Source organism: Clostridium polyendosporum (assembly GCF_018332455.1).
In the GTDB taxonomy this organism is placed as follows: Bacteria; Bacillota; Clostridia; order Clostridiales; family Clostridiaceae; genus Clostridium_AY; species Clostridium_AY polyendosporum.
This window is the reverse complement of sequence record NZ_BOPZ01000011.1, coordinates 1-20,348: the sequence shown is the minus strand read 5'-3', so window position 1 is coordinate 20,348 and position 20,348 is coordinate 1. Positions and strand designations below refer to the sequence as shown.

Genomic DNA, 20,348 nt, shown 5'->3' with positions numbered 1-20,348 from the left:
TTATAACAAAAAAAGAATTGAACGGTTGATGAAAGAAGCGGTTTAGGAGGTAGTAAATATGCCATTAAATAAAGATATAAAGAAGGTATTAGTAATAGGTTCAGGTCCAATCGTTATAGGGCAAGCAGCAGAATTTGACTATTCAGGAACGCAAGCATGTCAAGCTTTAAAAGAAGAAGGAATAGAAGTTGTACTTGTAAACTCAAATCCTGCTACGATAATGACTGACAAAGAAGTAGCGGATAAGATTTACATTGAACCTTTAACTGTAGAGTTCGTGGAAAAGGTTATAGCGAAAGAAAGACCAGATTCATTACTTACAGGTATGGGAGGACAGACAGGTTTAAATCTAGCTGTTGAACTTAATGATAAGGGAATTTTAGATAAGTATAACGTTAAAGTTATAGGAACTTCCATTGCATCAATTAAAGAGGGTGAAGACAGAGAATTATTTAGATCTATGATGCAAAGAATAAACCAACCTGTAATTGAAAGTGAAATTATTACAGATCTAGAAGCTGGAGTAGAATTTGCTAGAAAGATCGGATACCCTGTGATAGTAAGACCAGCTTATACCCTAGGAGGAACAGGTGGCGGAATAGCTAATGATGAACAACAACTTAGGGAAACTCTTGCTTCAGGACTTCAGTTAAGTACTATAGGTCAGGTACTTCTTGAAAAGAGTGTTAAGGGTTGGAAAGAGATTGAATACGAAGTAATGAGAGATAGTTACGGTAACTGCATAACAGTTTGTAACATGGAAAACATAGACCCTGTTGGTATACATACTGGTGATAGTATAGTTGTGGCGCCAAGCCAAACTCTTTCAGATAGAGAATATCAAATGCTTAGAAGTGCATCTTTGGAAATAATAAGTGCAGTTGGTATTGAGGGCGGATGTAACGTACAGCTTGCTTTAAATCCAGAATCCTTTGAATATGCAGTAATAGAAATAAACCCAAGAGTATCTCGTTCTTCAGCTCTTGCTTCAAAGGCAACAGGATATCCAATTGCAAAGGTTGCTGCTAAGATAGCTTTAGGTTATGGTTTAGACGAGATAAAGAATGCTGTAACTCAAAAGACTTATGCATGCTTTGAGCCATCATTAGATTACGTAGTAGTCAAGATTCCAAAATGGCCTTTTGATAAGTTCACTGGGGCAGATAGAGTGTTAGGAACAAAGATGATGGCCACTGGAGAAATAATGTCTATTGGGAGTAACTTTGAGTCAGCATTTTTAAAGGGAATACGTTCATTGGATATAGGAAAGTACTCTTTGGAGTTCCCTAAGTTTAGAGAACTTAGTATGAAAGAACTCAAGGAGAAGGTTGTAACACCAGATGATGAAAGAATATTTGCTTTAGCTGAAATGCTTAGAAGAGACTATAGGGTAGATAAGGTAGCTGAAATAACTGGAGTTGATACATTCTTCTTAGAAAAGTTTAAGTGGATTGTACAAGAAGAACAAAGACTTAGACTTTCTAAAATTGATGATCTTGATAAGGAATGGTTATATAAACTTAAGAAAAGAGGCTTCTCAGATAAAGGTATAGCAGATATGCTTAGAGTAAGTCCAGATGATATCTACAAGCTAAGAACTATATGGAACATTAATCCATCCTACAAGATGGTTGATACTTGTGGAGGAGAATTTGAAGCGCTTTCACCATACTACTATTCAACTTATGAAATGTATGATGAAGTAGAAGTTTCAGATAAGAAGAAGGTAATAGTAATAGGTTCAGGTCCTATAAGAATAGGGCAGGGAATTGAGTTCGATTATGCTTCTGTACACTGTGTAATAGCGTTAAGAAAGCTTGGTATAGAAACAATAATCGTAAATAATAACCCAGAAACAGTAAGTACGGATTTCAATATATCAGATAAGTTATATTTTGAGCCTCTTACTGAAGAAGATGTATTAAATATCATTGACAAGGAAAAACCATATGGAGTAATACTTCAATTTGGTGGTCAAACTTCCATAAAGCTTGCCGATTTCCTAAAGGAGAAAGGTATACCAACTCTAGGTACTACAGCAGATCAAATTGATATGGCAGAGGATAGAGAAAAATTTGATGCTCTTTTAGAAGAGCTTAATATAGCAAGACCAAAGGGTAAAGGTATATGGTCTTTAGAAGAAGGAGTACAAGAGGCTAGAAAATTAGGATTCCCAGTACTTGTAAGACCATCTTACGTACTTGGAGGACAGGGTATGGAAATTACTTATGATGAAGAAGAGCTTAAGTACTATTTAAGAAATGCATTTGAAAAGAATAAAAAGAATCCAATTCTTATAGATAAGTATCTAATGGGAAGAGAAATAGAAGTTGATGCTATATCTGATGGTCAAGATGTACTTATTCCAGGTGTTATGGAACATCTTGAAAGAGCCGGAGTTCACTCAGGAGATAGTATAACAATGTATCCAAGTCAAAATGTAAGTCAATATATAAGGGATAAGGTTCTTGATTATACTACGAAACTTGCCCTTGCTATAGGAATAAAGGGAATGATAAATATCCAGTTCATAGAGTTTGAAGGACAACTTTATGTTATAGAAGTTAATCCAAGAGCATCAAGAACTGTACCATATATAAGTAAAGTTAGTGGAGTTCCAATTGTTGATATAGCAACAAGAGTAATGCTTGGTGAAAAACTTAAAGATTTAGGTTATGGTGTAGGAATATATAAAGAGCCGGAACTTGTATCAGTTAAGGTTCCAGTATTCTCTACTCAAAAATTACCAAGGGTTGAAGTTTCATTAGGACCAGAAATGAAATCTACTGGAGAAGTTTTAGGAGTAGGAAGAACTATTGAGGAAGCACTTTACAAAGGTTTTATTGCAGCAAATGCGTATCCAGTAAGAAACAAAGGAACGATACTTGCAACTATAAAGAAACATGACAAAAAAGAGTTCTTACCAATAGCTAAAACACTTAGCGACATTGGATTTAAGTTCATGGCTACAAAAGGAACAGCAGATCTTTTAAAAGAAGCTGGAATAGATGCTCAAGAGGTTAGAAAGCTTAAAGAAGATCATCCAAATATAATAGACGTTATAAAGAATATAGAAGTTGATTTAGTAGTTAATACTCCAACGAAGGGTAATGATTCTAAGAGGGATGGTTTCCATATAAGAAGAGCTGCTATAGAAAGAAATATAGGTGTTATAACAGCATTAGATACTTTCAAGGCTATGGCAGAAGTTAAGAAGAGTGGAGTTGAAGAAACAGACTTAGAGGTTTATGACCTAGGTAAATCAATTTAAAGTATACCTATTTAGAATTATAATATTAGAGCATGAAATTTAACAGGATTTCATGCTCTATTTTATTTACTGGTATTTTAAGAAGTGAAATCTAGCTCAAGGTATAGATACATAACTTTATAGGTGAAATTTATAATTTACATATATAAGTTCATAATTGAATAAGAATTTTAGGAAAAGTATTGAATGTGAATATTTTTCCTAAAATTCGTTAATGATTGAACTTATATATCCTTAGCAAGAGCATTGTATATCGAAGTTATTTTCATGAATTATTTAAGAATTGAAGTTGTGTATCTTAAGTAACCTCGATGCCTGCACAGTTTTATTAGGATAGGTATATATTTAATGGTCTTATTGATTGGTTTAAGGGAATAATATTAATGGTTTATAAATATATATTTAGTAAGTAATCAAGAGAAGAAAGGAGGTCATTGGTATGAAAAAAAATGCTGGCATTTTTGTAAGGATAAGTTATAAGCTTGATGATAATAGTAAAACAATAATTAAGGATATGACAGCCAAATATAGAGAAATGAATATACCAAGGTATCTTCTATGTGGTGGAACACATAATAAAAATGGAGGGACATTTATTTTCCATGCTAACAATTTAAAAGAGGCAGAAATGATAATAAATAATAATCCCTTCGTAGGAACAGAATTCTATTCTTTTGAAATATTTAGCAAGAATTATATTGCTTTATAAATAATAGTATAAAAAAACCTGGTGTTAACACCAGGTTTTTAAGCTATTATATGTTGAATAACATTTCAGCATATGTTGGTAATGGCCAGAATTCTTTATCAACTATAGTTTCAAGTCTGTCAGCATCTGCTCTTAAGATATTCATCTTTTCGAATACATCAAATCTGTAGAAAGCAGCTTGTTCGTAAGAATCTCCATGAAGATTATCTGCTTTTTCAACTGACTCTTCAAGAGCTTGAATATTCTTCTTTAATGAAGCTGTTAATGATGAAACTTCAGTTAATAATTCAGCTTGTGCTGATACATCTGCAGTTATACCTGTTGCATTTATAGCGTTTATAGATCCTGCAAGACTTGTTGCGAATTTAATAACAGCAGGTAATATTTCACGTTTCGCCATTTCAAGTGTTGTTAAAGCTTCAATGTTTATAGTCTTAGAGTAATTTTCAAGTTGAATTTCATAACGAGATTCCATTTCTATTCTGCTTAAAACCCCGTGTTTTTCCATTACTTTAATATTCTTTTCATCAATTAAAGCTTTTATAGACTCTACAGTTGTTCTAAGGTTTGGAAGACCTCTCTTTTCAGCTTCAATTACCCAATCTTCTGAATAACCGTTACCATTAAATATAATTCTCTTATGGTTCTTAGCAACTTCAGTCAGAATCTTTTGTGTTTCAGCATCTACATCAGCAGCTTTTTCTAGTCTATCTGCAAATTGGCTTAAAACTTCAGCAACAATTGTATTTAAAACGAAGTTACAACCAGCAATAGAAGCTGAAGATGGAACCATTCTAAATTCAAATTTGTTTCCAGTGAATGCAAATGGTGAAGTTCTGTTTCTATCAGTTGCATCCTTTGGAAGAGCAGGAAGTGTAGTAACTCCTATAGTTAATTTGCTAGAGGACTTTGAAGATGTAGCATTACCTTTTTCTATTTGTTCTAATATATCTGTTAATTGATCTCCTAAGAATATTGATATTATCGCTGGAGGAGCTTCATTAGCACCTAGACGATGATCATTACCAGCATTAGCAGCTGATACTCTTAATAAGTCCGCATATTCATCTACTGCTTTTATAACAGAAGCAAGGAATACTAAGAACTGTTGGTTTTCGTGTGGAGATTTTCCTGGTTCAAGAAGATTTATTCCATCATCAGTAGCCATAGACCAGTTGTTATGCTTACCTGACCCATTTATACCGGCAAATGGTTTTTCGTGAAGTAAACAAACAAGATCATGTCTTAATGCAACCTTCTTCATGATTTCCATAGTAAGTTGGTTGTGATCAGTTGCTATATTTGTTGTGCTGAATATTGGAGCTAGCTCATGTTGAGCAGGAGCAACTTCATTGTGCTTAGTTTTAGCAGAAATTCCAAGTGCCCAAAGCTCTTCATCTATTTCTTTCATGTAGTTAGAAACTCTTTGTTTTATAGTTCCGAAGTAATGATCTTCAAGTTCTTGACCCTTTGGAGGCTTTGCACCAAATAATGTTCTTCCAGTGAATATAAGGTCCTTACGTTGATCATAAGTCTTTTTATCTACTAAGAAATATTCTTGTTCTGGACCTACAGTTGTAATAACCTTTTGTGAAGTAGTATTACCAAGCGCTCTTAAAACACGCATAGCTTGCTTTGATATAACTTCCATTGAACGTAGTAAAGGAGTTTTCTTATCAAGTGCTTCTCCTTTATAAGAACAGAATGCAGTTGGAATACATAGTGATCCGTCCTTTATAAAAGCTGGAGAAGTACAATCCCATGCAGTATAACCTCTAGCTTCAAAAGTAGCTCTAAGTCCGCCTGAAGGGAAAGATGATGCATCAGGTTCACCTTTAATTAATTCTTTTCCTGAGAATTCTAATATTACTTTTCCGTCTGGAGTTGGATTGATAAAGGAATCATGCTTTTCAGCAGTAATACCAGTCATTGGTTGGAACCAATGAGTAAAGTGAGTAGCTCCTTTTTCAATAGCCCAATCCTTCATTGCAGCTGCTACAACTTCTGCTACATCAGCTTGAAGAGCAGTTCCTTCTTCGATTGTCTTTTTTAAAGCTTTGTATGTAGCTTTTGGAAGACGTTCTCTCATAACAGAATCATTAAATACATTTGAACCAAAAATTTCGCTTAAATTGCTCATTTAATAGTCTCCTTTCATATTTAAGAAGTAAAATAAGATCCTTTTAGTTCTTATTTATTTTATTGTTTCACTTTATATGGATTAAATTAATTTATAATCCATAAAGGTTACTGTCTACAAGAATATTGATTTTATTCTTAGATTATGATATAAATTTTGGTTGATTACTATTTTACTTATTTTTGTTGTTATGGACAATAAGTTTTTAAGGAAAATTGCATTATTCACAATTGTTTTACAATTGTGATATACTGTTATTTCTTTTACTTATGTAACTAATTTTAATGAATTACGAATATTAATATAAAAATAGAAATCAATATTCGCACAATTATAATTATACAAAAATTTTATTATAATTATTACATACTGTCAATGAATTTGATATAAATAAGATTTATATGGTTTAATGTTTTGATATGTGATAAATGTAAACATTTAAAATTATTAAAAATCAAGATGTATGAACATATAAAAATTCGTATTTTTTAGAATTAGTATAGATAAAAATCTCTTATGATTTATTGTAAATTAATATGGACAAAAATGGTAAATGAAACAAGTTATTTTTCAATCCTTCATATTAAAGGTTTTTACTAATATATATCACATATATTATGCCCATTGAATGATATTTAACTATAATAATATTAAAAAATATGTTTTATTAACAGGTTTGTTAAATTTTTAACTAATTAAAAAGGCACCTTCGCCGATAAGAGCGAAGGCGCCTTTGCCTTACATATTAGTATATTTATTATATTGCTGTTCTATTATTTTTGTCAATAAAATTCTAAAGTAGAGAGTCTATAATCTATATTGGGACATAATTTTAGAAGAATAAGTAAGCTGAGCAGACATCGACCATATTAAATTTGTTTCACTAATCATTTTAAGAAGTATGCAAATCATTAAGGTTGAACTTGTTCATCTTTAGGTATAAAATATTTTTAGAGATAAGTTGGTTGGAGTGATAGGTATGTCAAAAAATGATTTAACTGAAAAACCTATTGGTTTTTTTGATTCAGGGGTTGGCGGGCTAAGTGTAATGAAAAAAGCCATGGAAATTCTTCCTAATGAAGATTACATATATTTTGGAGATTCAAAAAATGCTCCTTATGGAATAAAAACTGTTGAGGAAGTAAAAGAACTTTCTTTTAACGCTACAGAATTTTTACTTTCTAAGAGGGCAAAGGCAGTTGTGGTAGCATGTAATACCGCAACATCAGCAGCTATAGAAGACTTGAGAAAAGTATATAGTGAAATCCCTATTATTGGTATAGAACCAGCCTTAAAACCAGCAGTAGAGCTGAATAAAAAGGGGAAAATAGTAATAATGGCTACACCAATGACTTTAGCAGAAAAAAAGTTTAATAAGTTAATGAATAAATATAATGAAAATACAGATATATATCCGTTACCTTGTGCAGGTTTAGTAGAATTTATAGAAAAGGGTACTCTGTCAGGAGAAGAATTAAGTAATTTCTTAGAAGATAAATTTAGCCATTTGGAAAAGAAAGAAATTGCTTCTGTAGTTCTAGGATGTACTCATTATCCCTTTGTAAAAGATGAAATTAAAAAAGTATTAGGTGAGGATGTAAGTATAATTGATGGAAGTGAAGGAACTGCTAAAGAGTTGAAAAGAAGATTGCAAGAAAGAAACCTTTTAAGAAAAGGACGTAGAATTGGTACAGTGGAAATTTATAACTCTTTTGATAATGAAGAAATAATAGAGTTATGCTATAAACTTTTAAAATAGATTATAATTATAAAATAAAGGGGTTGAGAGAAGATGCTTTTATCATCTCTAAAGTCCTTTGTTTTGTATTAACATATAATAGAGTAAATATTTTAACAAATAAGTGTGTTAAAATATTGACAAAAGATTTTAAAATTGATATATTATAATTGAATACTAAATTTTCAGAATATTTAAAAAATTTCCATTAAACTAATATTATTCATATATTAAAGAGGGGTGTAAATTATGAATATTAATGTTAAGGAATTTTTAGGGGAAGAATTTGCAATCGAGGATGCTATTTTACTAAGAGATTATATTAAACAAAACTTAAGTGAAGAAATTGAGCTTGATTTTGAAGGCGTTGGAAGAATTTCAACAACATTTTTATATTGTCTTTTTACAGACTTAATATATAACAGCGGAAGAGATTACATTATTAATCATATTAATGTGAAAAATTTATCAAATTACAGAGATTATTCACGGGTAGTTATGGGAACTACTTTTATTTGATGTTAGTACTAAAAGATATGTTTGGAATTATTTCTTAAATATTAATAGACATAGATTAAATGAAGGATTGAGAATATTAAGCGTGTAATAAACATTAAATAGAACTCTAGGAACTAGAGGGATAGCTTAGTAAATTTCTTTCCAATAGGAGAGGTTATCTAAGAATCACGCCACTTTAGTGGTGTGAGGTTTGATTAAGTGTATAGGTAAAGTTTTTAATTACCTATATGCTTTTTATTTTTTAATATTTATGTGTTAAATAGCAGCAATTATATGTTATGAAAGTGTTTTAAGCCATGTAAATTATAGAAATACAATTTAAAATAATATATAATCTACTTATGCAGAATTTAACATAAATAAAGTGTAAATAATACTCAATGAAGATATGCATTTTTGAAAGGAGAAATAAAAATGAATCCAATAATTACAATAAAAATGGCACAAGGTGAAATAATTAAAGCAGAACTATACCCAGAGGTTGCACCAAATACAGTAAAGAATTTTGTTAGTTTAGTTAAAAAAGGTTTTTATGATGGACTTATATTCCATAGAGTAATACCAGGTTTTATGATCCAAGGTGGATGCCCTCAAGGCGTAGGCACTGGTGGACCAGGTTATAGCATTAAAGGTGAATTTTCAGCTAATGGTTTTAAGAATGATTTAAAACATACAAAGGGAGTGCTTTCAATGGCAAGAGCTATGAATCCAAACTCAGCAGGTAGCCAGTTCTTCATAATGGTTGAAAATGCACCACATTTGGATGGACAATATGCTTCCTTTGGAAAGGTTATAGAAGGTTTAGAGGTTGCTGATAAAATAGTTTCTACAAAAACAGACTTTAGAGATAAGCCATTAGAAGACCAAGTTATGCAGCAGGTTACTGTAGAAGGTGGAGATGATTTAGGAGAACCAGAAGTAATATAATTAAAATAAAGGATTGGGGGCCTAAATGTGTTAGAAAATCAAAAGTGTATTCTAGTGTATGGTTTAGGAGACTATGAACTAAAGGAGCTTCAAGTATCAAATCATAAGTTAATTAATATAACTGCAGAGATGGCAGGGATGAAGCTTAGGGATATACTTTCTGGATTAAGGTTTGAAACCGTAAATAAATTTCTTCCACAGGAGAAGGTAGTTATACTTAATAATTTTTCAGATGAAGAAATTTATCAAATGGTAAAGGTTATAAGAGTTATTGTGAAAAATGTTATTTTGGCTACAGTTACGCCTACATCTATAGAATGGAATTTTAGTGATCTATTACAGCATTTAATTGAGGAAAGAGAATGGTACAGGAAACAACAGAAAGGAAGAGTTTAGTTGAGTAGAGTAGGAGAAAAAATTAAGAGTGCAAGATTAAATAATGGTATGACACAAAAGGCATTGGCGAAAAAGCTTGGAGTTGCAGAAAAATTTATTAATGAAGTTGAGTGCGGAAGAAGAATTTTAAATGAAGCATTGATTGAAAGAATATCAAAAGTTCTAAAGGCTGATCTCAATGATGTAAGTATGGTTGCAACAGATGAAGAACTAAGTAAAGAGAAGGTAGTTTCAAGAACTGTTGAATTAAAAACAAAGGCTGCTAAACTACCTGAAACTGATGAAGTATGGAATCAAGCTTTTGGATCAGTACTTAAAAATGTACCAATTTATAATTATGATCTTTCAACAGTTAAAGGGTATAGACAGCTTCCTGTTCACTCAAATAAAATTGAAGGTCATGCACCTGATAAGGTTTTTTATCTTGTTATAGAAGATGATGATATGCTTGGTTTTAGAATATCTAAAGGTGATATTGCTTTCTGTCATTCAATAAAGGAAGCTGAAAATAATACAATTTGTTTAATAGAATATAATAGTGGAAGAGCGATAAGGCAGATTAAAAAGCTTGATAATACCAAGTTTTTATTAATAAGTAATAGGGGAACTGTAAGAACCGAGACAGTATATTCAAAGGATATTAAAGTTATAGCTAAGTTGAATAAGGTAGAAATATTGTTATAAAAAAATAACGACGAAAGTCGTTATTTTTTTCAGACTGCTGACAAAGTGTCAGCAGTCTTTGTTTTTACTGAATTATGAAGTAAAATTAAAAGTATATAATTTTATTTCATAGGAGTTATTCAAATGATACGAGAAAGAAAACGCCGCCAGCGTTCGTCCTGAGCCAGGATCAAACTCTCAATTTAAAAGTTTAATCTCTTGCTCTCAAAAGAATTGCTGTACTTAATTTCCTCTGTTTAATTTTCAAAGACCAATTTGTTTCTGCGCATCATCAACTGACCGCTTGATTATCTTATCAGTTTTTCATTTGTTTGTCAACAACTTTTTTATAACTTATAAAGTTGATTTAACATTCAATGAAATCTAATTTTAACTTGTCACATTCAAGCGACAAATCATATCTTATCATCAACTCTTTTGTCTGTCAACATTTTTCAATGTTTAGTTGATTCTTTCACTACATGTCTCGTAGCGACGAAACTTATAATATCATCTTAAGATAATTAAAATAATTTAATCTACTAACATTAAACTAAATTATAACAAAATAACTCTATATTTGTCTTTATATCTAGTTTTCTCTCATATTGATACACTAGGTACAATTGACACTGTGAAATGTCAATTTATCAATATAAAAAGCACACTGAAAATCAGTGTGCTTTTCTTATTCCTCTTCTTCAGCTATTTCAATTAGCTTATCTAAGCTATTATCCACAGATTGTGGATCTTTATCTGGATTATTTATAGTTTCAGAACCTTCTTCTAATTCTGCAGCTACACCAATTCCACTTCCTTCTTCATCTTCAGTGTTATCTTCACTAGCTGGAATCTTAGCAATTGCTACTACCTTTTCTTCCTCACTAGTTCTCATAAGAGTTACACCCATAGCTGCTCTACTTGTTACAGAAATATCTCTAACATTGATTCTTATAGCTACACCACTACTGTTTATAAGCATAAGTTCATCATCTTCTTTACATACTGTAGCACCAACTAGTTTACCAGTCTTTTCTGAAATCTTGTATGTAATTAAACCCATCCCACCTCTATTTTGAAGCTTATATTCTTTAAGAGGTGTTCTCTTACCAAATCCATGCTCACTTATAACAAGAAGCTTTTCATCATCTACAGCTATATCCATACATACAGCTATATCATCATCTCTAAGGTTCATAGCCTTAACTCCAGATGCAGTTCTACCCATAGGTCTTACATCCTTCTCATTAAACTTAATTGCATATCCATGTTGGGTAACTATTATTATATTTGCGTCTCCATAGGTTACCTTAACCTTTAGAAGTTCATCTCCTTCTCTAAGGTTTATAGCTATAAGACCATTTTTTCTTATATTTTGGAATTCACTTAAGAGGGTTTTCTTTACTAATCCCTGTTTTGTGGCCATAAATAAATATCCCTCTTGAGTCATATCCTTTATTGTAAGAACAGCATATATTCTTTCATCTGCTTCTAAAGGTAAAAGATTTACTAGATTAGTACCTTTTGCGGCTCTTCCAGCATCAGGAACTTCGTAGCCTCTAAGCTTAAATACCTTACCTCTATTAGTAAAGAATAATAAGTCTGCATGAGTAGAAGTTACAAACACATGCTCTACGAAATCATCTTCCTTGGTAGTCATTGCCTGTATTCCCTTACCCCCTCTTTTTTGCGCAGAATAAGTATCAGCTGATATTCTTTTGATATAACCTGCATGGGTAAGAGTTATAACAACTTCCTGTTCTTGAATAAGGTCCTCAATATCAATATCATCTTGATTCTTTGTAATGGCAGTTCTTCTTTCATCTGAATACTTTTGCCTGATTTGTAAAAGTTCATCTTTTATAACGCTAAGAAGTTTTTGTTCACTAGCTAATATCTCTTCTAGATAAGCAATTAATTTCATAAGCTCATTATACTCTTCTTCTATCTTCTCTCTTTCAAGACCTGTAAGTCTTCTAAGTCTCATATCAAGAATAGCTTGAGCTTGAACTTCACTTAACCCAAACCTCTCAATAAGGGTATTCTTAGCAATTTCTGTAGTCTTTGAATGCCTTATTATATTAATAACCTCATCTATATGGTCTAATGCAATTCTTAAACCGTCTAAGATATGAGCTCTTTCTTTAGCTTTATTAAGCTCAAAATTAGTTCTTCTTGTTATTACTTCCTTCTGAAAATTGATGTAATGAACTAAAATCTGCTTAAGATTTAATACTTGTGGTTCATTATCTACAAGAGCAAGCATTATAACACCAAAAGTATCCTGCATTTTTGTATGCTTATAAAGTGTATTAAGAACTACATTAGGATTAGCATCCTTCTTAAGTTCTATAACGATTCTCATACCTTCTCTATCTGATTCATCTCTAAGATCAGAAATACCAGTTATCTTCTTATCCTTAACAAGGTCAGCAATATTCTCTATAAGCTTAGCTTTATTAACTTGATATGGTATTTCAGTAACTATAATTCTATGTCTTCCCTTTTCTTCTTCAATCTCAGCTTTTGCTCTAACTACAACTCTTCCCTTACCTGTTTCATAAGCTTCTCTTATTCCTGATTTCCCCATGATTATACCTGCTGTTGGAAAATCAGGTCCTTTAATATGAGTCATAAGGTCTAAAATTGTAGTTTCTGGATCATCTATTAGCATAATAGTTCCGTCAATAACTTCACCAAGATTATGAGGAGGTATGTTTGTAGCCATACCAACAGCAATACCTGATGACCCATTAACTAGTAGATTAGGGAATCTTGATGGAAGTACAGAAGGTTCTTCTTCCTCACCGTCAAAGTTTGGAACAAAGTCTACTGTATTCTTGCTTATGTCCCTTAACATCTCTGAAGCAATTTTGTTCATCTTTGCTTCTGTATATCTCATTGCAGCTGCAGAATCTCCATCCACTGAACCGAAGTTTCCATGGCCATCTACAAGCATATACCTCATTGAGAAGTCTTGTGCCATTCTTACTAAAGCATCATATACTGAAGTATCACCATGTGGGTGATATTTACCCAAAACTTCTCCAACAATTCTCGCACATTTTCTATAACCCTTTTCAGGATAAAGACCTAATTCGTACATTGAAAAAAGAATTCTTCTGTGAACAGGCTTTAAACCGTCTCTTACATCAGGAAGAGCACGGCCTACGATAACGCTCATAGCGTAGTCTATATAGCATTTTCTCATTTCACTTCTTATATCAACAGGTACAACTTTTCCCTCATTAAAACTCATGTACTTCACCTCACATTATAATAAACAAGTTCATAATCAATTTAATATTTCATTAAAGGTATTGATACACAAAACTATTTTCTGAAATTAATTAATTACTAAACTTGTTTATCCATTAGTACTAAATATCTAAGTTGCTAACTTTCTTAGCATTTTGTTGTATAAACTCTCTTCTTGGTTCAACTTTATCTCCCATAAGGATTGTAAATATTTCATCCGCAGCCATAGCATCCTCAATGGATACTTTAAGGAGTATTCTTGTTTCTGGGTCCATTGTTGTTTCCCAAAGTTGACTAGCATTCATTTCTCCTAGACCTTTGTATCTTTGAATTATAATACTATTGTCTTTTCCTCCAAGATCACTAAGAATATTATCAAGCTCTTTATCTGAATATGCATAGTAATCCTTTTTGTTCTTAGATACTTTATAAAGAGGTGGCTGAGCAATATATACATGCCCTTTCTCTACTAACTCTCTCATGTATCTATAAAAGAAAGTAAGTATAAGAGTTCTTATATGTGCACCATCAACATCAGCATCTGTCATTATTATTATTCTATTATACCTAATCTTTTCAATATCAAATTCTTTTCCTATACCTGCACCAAAGGCTGTAACCATTGAGCGAATAGTTTCTGAACCTAATATCTTATCTAATCTCTGCTTTTCAACATTCATTATCTTACCACGAAGTGGAAGTATAGCTTGAAACCTTCTGTGTCTTCCCTGCTTAGCTGATCCCCCTGCAGAGTCTCCCTCAACTATATAGATTTCACACTCAAGTGGATCCTTTGAGGAACAGTCTGCGAGCTTTCCAGGTAGAGAAGATCTTTCAAGAACTGACTTTCTCGTAAGTTCTCTAGCTTTCCTTGCAGCGTCTCTAGCCCTCTGAGCAACAAGTGCCTTTTCTATTATTACTTTACCTACTGAAGGGTTTTCCTCCAGGAATATACTTATTCCTTCTCCAACAACTCCATCAACAATACCTCTAACCTCGCTATTTCCAAGCTTAGTCTTAGTTTGACCTTCAAATTGAGGTTCTGATATCTTCACTGACACTACTGCCGTAAGACCTTCTCTTATATCGTCACCAGAAAGATTTTTGTCATTTTCTTTTATATAACCAAATCTTTTAGAGTAATCGTTGAATATTCTTGTTAATGCTGTTTTAAACCCTGCTAAGTGAGTTCCTCCCTCAACAGTGTCAATATTGTTAGCGAATGAGAATATATTCTCGTTGTATCCATCATGATATTGAAGAGCAACTTCTACTGAAATTCCATCCTTTACTCCCTCAACATATATTGGTTCTGGATGTAGTGATTCTCTATTTCTATTTAAATAACTTACGAAGGATTTTATACCTCCTTCATAGAAATACGCTTCTTTTTTATCTTCTCTCTCATCAATAAGTTCTATATTTATTCCCTTGTTAAGAAACGCAAGTTCTCTGAGTCTTTGAGAGAGTGTTTCAAAATCGTAGACAATTTCCTCAAAAATTTGTGGATCAGGCTTAAAATACACCTTAGTACCATGACCATCACTGTCTCCAACTTGAATAAGATCACTAGTTACATTACCTCTTGAATATGTTTGTCTCCATATATGACCTTCTCTTGTAACTGTAACCTCACATATTTCTGAAAGAGCATTAACAACAGAAGCACCAACACCATGAAGTCCTCCTGAAACCTTATAACCTCCTCCACCAAACTTACCACCAGCATGAAGTACAGTCATTATAACCTCAACTGTTGATTTACCCATCTTAGGATGAATACCAACAGGCATACCTCTACCATTATCAACTACAGTAATTGAATTGTCTTGATGTATATATACCTCTATATTTTCACAATAACCTGCTAAAGCCTCATCAATACTATTATCAACTATTTCATAAACTAAATGATGAAGTCCTCTTGTACTAGTACTTCCAATATACATCCCAGGCCTTTTTCTTACCGCTTCAAGACCTTCTAAAACTTGAATTTGACTTTCATCATAAGCCTGCTTATTTTGTTCCAACATATAACTCCTCCTACTTTACAAAAATTAAATAAAAAAACTGCAAGTTAGATATTGGACATCTATGTTGTGTAGTCTATATCCGTCCTCTTTGTAAGGGTTGATGATGATATAGGTGAGAGATAAATTTTACTCTTTTTATCAACTTCAGCTATAACAAATGACTTTGGTTTATCATTAGTTATTCTCTCAACAAAACCATCCTCCTCAGCCATTCTTAAAAATTGAATGGTATCTGAACTATACATAGTTGTTTGCATATCAAAAATACCTATAATGTCTTTAATCGGAACTACTACATTTTCACCTAAATGTAAGAACACTAAAATTCCTCCTTTATGCTAGGATAACTCCCTCATTTACTTTAAAAAGCTTAGCATTTTTATCTAAATAATCAGTTAAATCTTCTATACCTGTACAAGTTATAATAGTCTGTATATCTTGTATTGAACTTAAAACATATCTTTTTCTATTAAAATCAAGTTCCGAGAGTACATCATCCAATAAAAGTACAGGATACTCCCCTATAAGAGCCTTAATAATCCTTAAAGAAGCAAACTTCATAGTTAAAACTGATGTACGTTGCTGCCCTTGAGAACCATAACTCTTTGCATCTATTCCATTAATAAAAATTGAAAAATCATCTCTATGAGGTCCTATGGAGGTTATTCTTTTCTCCATATCTTTAGCTCTATTCTTTTCTAGAGATTGCAGAAGAGCTTCTCTTATGTTACTAAATTCTTTAATAGTAGATATATAACTAAAGTCAATGTTTTCTTTACCAGACGTGATATCTTTATGTACAGCTTTTCCATGCTCATTCAGTTTGCTTATGTAGTTAAGCCTCTCCTTTATGATATACTCACCAAATTGAGCGAGTTGAATATCGTAAATATCCAACATTGATAAATCTAAGGTTCTTTTCTTAAGTACTATATTTCTTTCATTCAAAACTTTATTATACTGTACCAAGTTATAATAATATCTTTTATTTAACTGAGAAAGTTCCATATCAAGAAACTTTCTTCTAACACCAGGAGACTCTTTCACTATCCTCAAATCCTCTGGAGAAAACATAACCACATTAAAAGTACCAACTAATTCACCTATCTTATTAATCTTTATCGAGTTTATCTTTATAGCCTTTTTTCCGTCCTTTAAAATGGTTATATCTATGCGCTTATCTAACCTTTCCTTGCCAATATCTAAACTTATAAAGGTTTTATCACATTCCCAGTTTATCAGTTCTCTATCTTTGTTCGTTCTATGAGATCTTGCAAATCCACAATAATACATAGCTTCAAGAACATTTGTTTTTCCTTGGGCATTATCTCCCATAAAAACATTAACATGTTTTCCAAGCTCTATAGTAAGTTGTTTATAATTTCTATAGTTCAACAACATTAATCTTTTGATATGCATACAAACACCTATATTTTGATAAATACAAGTTTGGAAGGAAACTTAAATTTCTAGAAGTGAATCTCTAACAGTAAATTACTTCCAAAATCTGTTAAGCCCAAACTTATTCATCTTTAATTATATCACAATATCCACAAGTATAGTGGATTTCTATTGTGTTAAATTATTCTATATTGTTCATTGTTAAATTCCACAGTATCTCCCACTCTTAATTTCTTTCCTCTTTGAGTGCACACTTCGCCGTTAACAATTATCTCCTCATTCAAGATGTACATCTTGGCTTCCGCTCCAGTCATAACAGCTCCACACCATTTTAAAAATGCATCAAGTTTTATAAATTCAGTATTTATTTCAATTTCAACCATAACTTTGTTATTTTTTTAACTATACACCATTCCCTTTGTGCAAATTAAACAAAAGGAATGGTAATTAAGTTAAACATCCTCCTTCTTTAAGCTATTTTACCAGCCTAACCGGCAACACTAAGTATTTACAGTTAGAGCTTTCTTTATTTTTTATAACACATGGAGATATACTGCTAGTAAGCTCCATAACAACTTCATCTTGATCCATATTTTTTAATACATCTAAAAGATATTTAGAGTTAAATGCAATTTGAACTTGCTCTCCTTGCAGATTTATAGAAACCTCTTCCCTTACTTTTCCCAATTGAGAATTAGAAGTTATAATCATGTTATCTTCTTCAATATCTAACTTGATTAAGTTGCTATTTCCCTCTTTGGCCATAAGAGATGCTCTTTCAATACCATTCTGAAGCTCTTGTTTGTTAACAGTTATAAGTAACTTATATTCTTGAGGAAGCAATGAATTGTACTTTATAAATTCACCTTCTAGTAACCTTGATATTACTTTAGTTTGCCCAAGATTAAATAAAATATGGTTAGGTGTAAAAGTTATATTTACTTTATCTTCGTTATCATCTAGTATTTTTGCTACTTCATTTAAAGTTTTTCCAGGTATAACTGCACTTATAGCATTAGTTGTTTCAACAAGCTCACTTCTTAAAGCAAGTCTATAACCATCAAGTGCTACAAGATTCAAGTAGCTATCCTTTACCTCAAATAATATTCCCTGAAGTATTGGTCTTGTTTCATCTTGAGCTATAGCAAAGGAAGTTCCTTTAATCATATTTTTTAGTAAAGATTGAGGAACTGTAAGTATCATATTTTCATTGATATTTGGTAAGCTCGGAAATTCATCTGCATTCATGTATATTAGATTAAAAACTGATTTCTCACAAGTTATTTGTATTCCATTGTTTTCTAAAGTTTCAATTCTAACTTCACTATTGGGTAGCTTTCTAATGATTTCACCAAAAATTTTAGCATCAACTACTATCTTTCCTGCTTCTAAAACATCTGCTTCCATCTTTGTTTCGATACTTACATCCTTATCAGATCCTATTAAAGTTACAGTGTTTTGGGTTGCTTCTATGTAGATACCCTCCAGAATAGGCATTGTAGTTTTTCCTGTAATAGCCTTTTGACCAATTGAGATTGAATCTTGAAGTTTTGTTTTATCACATAAAAAAATCAAAGTAAAAACCTCCTTAAGTTATGCACAGTTAATCACATTTAATTGAGTCTATAAATAAAGATAAAATAATAATTAAAATTAATAGTAATAGTAGTAGGGGCTGTGAGTTTGTGGATAACTACTCGTATCCCTGTAAATAAGCCAAAAAATAAGAAAAAAATATTGTGGATAAGTGATGTGACTTTTTAGGGACTTATCCACAGTTATTAACAGGTTATTTTCAATTTTTTACTTATCCACATGTTATTATAAAGTTATTATGTACAATTGTGAATTATTTTTGTGTTAGTTTTTTTGTTATATCATTTATTGTGTTTTGTAGTCCTTCATCGGATTTTAAGCTTTCTGATATTTTTTCATAAGCATGTATAACGGTAGTGTGATCTCTTCCGCCAAATTCTTCGCCTATTTTAGGAAGTGACATATCAGTAAGTTTTCGTGAAAGGTACATAGCTATTTGCCTTGGATAAGCCACATTCCGTGTTCTTCTTTGAGATTTTAAATCTTCTACTCGAAGATTGAAGTAGTTTGCTATAGATTCTTGAATAGTTTCAATGGTAATATGAGCACTCTTATTTGAGATTATATCCTTTAGAGCTTCTGAGGCTAAATCAACAGTTATTTCTCTATTGGTTAACGATGAATATGCAACTATTCTTATAAGAGCACCCTCAAGTTCTCTTATATTTGATTTGATTTTAGTTGCTATATAAACCATAACCTCATTTGCTACATTAAGTTTTTCAACATCAGCTTTTTTCTTAAGTATAGCCATTCTGGTCTCAAAGTCTGGTGCCTGGATATCAGCAATTAAACCCCATTCAAACCTGGATCTTAACCTGTCTTCTAAAGTAGGAATTTCTTTAGGAGGCCTATCTGATGAAAGAATAATCTGTTTATTAGCTTCATGTAGAGTATTAAAAGTGTGGAAAAATTCTTCCTGTGTTCGCTCTTTACCTGCTATAAATTGAATATCATCTATAAGAAGAACATCAACATTTCTATACTTATTTCTAAACTCTTCATTCTTATCATCTTTTATTGCATTTATCAGTTCATTAGTAAATTTTTCAGAGGACACATAGACAACCTTTGCTTTAGGGTTGTTTTGAAGTATGTAGTGTCCTATGGCATGCATTAAATGTGTTTTTCCAAGTCCAACTCCTCCATAAATAAATAGTGGATTATAGGCTTTTGCTGGAGATTCTGCAACTGCTAAGGATGCTGCATGAGCAAATCTGTTGCTGTTACCAATAACGAAAGAATCAAAGGTATACTTTGGATTCAGGGTAGCAGACATTTCATCATTTACAGTTACGGAGCTCTTTCGTTCCTCTCCCTTAGGTGCATCGTCTTCTTGCTGGAGCTCTGATTGGATTAGGAATTCTATATCATATTTTTTTGATGAAGCTAGTTTTATTGCTTGAATTAAAAGGGTCTTATAGCGTTTTTCTAGTATATCCTTTGTAAAATCATTAGGAACGCTAATTTTAATAATGTCTTCATTCATGGAAAGTGGTTCGCAACTTTTTATCCATGTATTAAAGCTTACTTCAGACATTTCACCCTTCATTATGCTTAGGGTTTTTTCCCATATCTGATTTAATTGGACATCCATTTCCTATCCTCCAGTCAAAATATTTATAAAAAATAATTTACATTATATGTATAATAACAACTTATACACAAAGTTATAAACACTATATAAAGATGATTGA

The 20,348-nt window shown here is 31.9% G+C and carries 15 protein-coding genes; 7 read left to right on the top strand and 8 right to left on the bottom strand.

What is annotated here, in order from left to right:
• The first annotated feature begins 58 nt into the window (after positions 1 to 58).
• Both carB and CPJCM30710_RS07790 read left to right on the top strand, forming a co-directional pair.
• Complete coding sequence (gene carB / locus CPJCM30710_RS07795; protein ID WP_212903614.1) at positions 59 to 3,271, top strand: carbamoyl-phosphate synthase large subunit; 3,213 nt, start codon at positions 59 to 61, stop codon at positions 3,269 to 3,271.
• A 439-nt stretch (positions 3,272 to 3,710) separates the two neighbouring features.
• The gene (locus tag CPJCM30710_RS07790) at positions 3,711 to 3,980 is read left to right on the top strand and encodes a hypothetical protein (RefSeq protein WP_212903613.1); all 270 of its coding nucleotides are present in this window, start codon (positions 3,711 to 3,713) and stop codon (positions 3,978 to 3,980) included.
• 46 nt (positions 3,981 to 4,026) lie between these two features.
• On the opposite strand, the gene CPJCM30710_RS07785 is transcribed toward CPJCM30710_RS07790, so the two are convergent.
• On the bottom strand, positions 4,027 to 6,120 hold the full coding sequence (locus CPJCM30710_RS07785) for a glutamine synthetase III family protein (protein ID WP_212903612.1): 2,094 nt from the start codon (positions 6,118 to 6,120) through the stop codon (positions 4,027 to 4,029).
• Positions 6,121 to 7,099: 979 nt separating this feature from the next.
• Between CPJCM30710_RS07785 and murI the strand changes: the two genes are divergently transcribed.
• The 5 genes from murI (at position 7,100) to CPJCM30710_RS07760 (ending at position 10,384) form a co-directional block, all read left to right on the top strand.
• Positions 7,100 to 7,879, top strand: coding sequence for a glutamate racemase (gene murI / locus CPJCM30710_RS07780; RefSeq protein WP_212903611.1), 780 nt, complete (start codon positions 7,100 to 7,102; stop codon positions 7,877 to 7,879).
• Between the two features lie 228 nt (positions 7,880 to 8,107).
• A complete protein-coding gene (locus tag CPJCM30710_RS07775; RefSeq protein ID WP_212903610.1) occupies positions 8,108 to 8,377 on the top strand; it encodes an STAS-like domain-containing protein in 270 nt (89 codons plus the stop codon).
• A gap of 414 nt (positions 8,378 to 8,791) precedes the next feature.
• On the top strand, positions 8,792 to 9,304 hold the full coding sequence (locus CPJCM30710_RS07770; protein ID WP_212903609.1) for a peptidylprolyl isomerase: 513 nt from the start codon (positions 8,792 to 8,794) through the stop codon (positions 9,302 to 9,304).
• 27 nt (positions 9,305 to 9,331) lie between these two features.
• Entirely contained in the window at positions 9,332 to 9,700 is a 369-nt protein-coding gene (locus CPJCM30710_RS07765) for a DUF3783 domain-containing protein (protein WP_212903608.1), read from the top strand.
• The gene (locus tag CPJCM30710_RS07760) at positions 9,701 to 10,384 is read left to right on the top strand and encodes an XRE family transcriptional regulator (protein ID WP_212903607.1); all 684 of its coding nucleotides are present in this window, start codon (positions 9,701 to 9,703) and stop codon (positions 10,382 to 10,384) included.
• A gap of 667 nt (positions 10,385 to 11,051) precedes the next feature.
• On the opposite strand, the gene gyrA is transcribed toward CPJCM30710_RS07760, so the two are convergent.
• The 7 genes from gyrA to dnaA form a co-directional block, all read right to left on the bottom strand.
• Complete coding sequence (gene gyrA / locus CPJCM30710_RS07755) at positions 11,052 to 13,622, bottom strand: DNA gyrase subunit A (RefSeq protein ID WP_212903606.1); 2,571 nt, start codon at positions 13,620 to 13,622, stop codon at positions 11,052 to 11,054.
• Positions 13,623 to 13,743: 121 nt separating this feature from the next.
• Positions 13,744 to 15,654 (bottom strand): DNA topoisomerase (ATP-hydrolyzing) subunit B, encoded by a 1,911-nt coding sequence (gene gyrB, locus CPJCM30710_RS07750; RefSeq protein WP_281413962.1) that lies wholly within the window; start codon positions 15,652 to 15,654, stop codon positions 13,744 to 13,746.
• A gap of 59 nt (positions 15,655 to 15,713) precedes the next feature.
• Entirely contained in the window at positions 15,714 to 15,974 is a 261-nt protein-coding gene (remB, locus tag CPJCM30710_RS07745; protein WP_212903605.1) for an extracellular matrix regulator RemB, read from the bottom strand.
• Between the two features lie 13 nt (positions 15,975 to 15,987).
• Positions 15,988 to 17,073 (bottom strand): DNA replication/repair protein RecF, encoded by a 1,086-nt coding sequence (recF, locus tag CPJCM30710_RS07740; RefSeq protein ID WP_212903604.1) that lies wholly within the window; start codon positions 17,071 to 17,073, stop codon positions 15,988 to 15,990.
• Between the two features lie 158 nt (positions 17,074 to 17,231).
• Entirely contained in the window at positions 17,232 to 17,438 is a 207-nt protein-coding gene (gene yaaA / locus CPJCM30710_RS07735; protein WP_212903603.1) for a S4 domain-containing protein YaaA, read from the bottom strand.
• Between the two features lie 91 nt (positions 17,439 to 17,529).
• Positions 17,530 to 18,630 carry a DNA polymerase III subunit beta gene (dnaN, locus tag CPJCM30710_RS07730; protein ID WP_212903602.1) on the bottom strand — a complete coding sequence of 367 codons (1,101 nt, stop codon included), beginning with the start codon at positions 18,628 to 18,630 and terminating at the stop codon, positions 17,530 to 17,532.
• A 274-nt stretch (positions 18,631 to 18,904) separates the two neighbouring features.
• Positions 18,905 to 20,248, bottom strand: a complete 1,344-nt coding sequence (dnaA, locus tag CPJCM30710_RS07725; RefSeq protein ID WP_212903601.1) for a chromosomal replication initiator protein DnaA — start codon at positions 20,246 to 20,248, stop codon at positions 18,905 to 18,907.
• Positions 20,249 to 20,348: the final 100 nt, after the last annotated feature.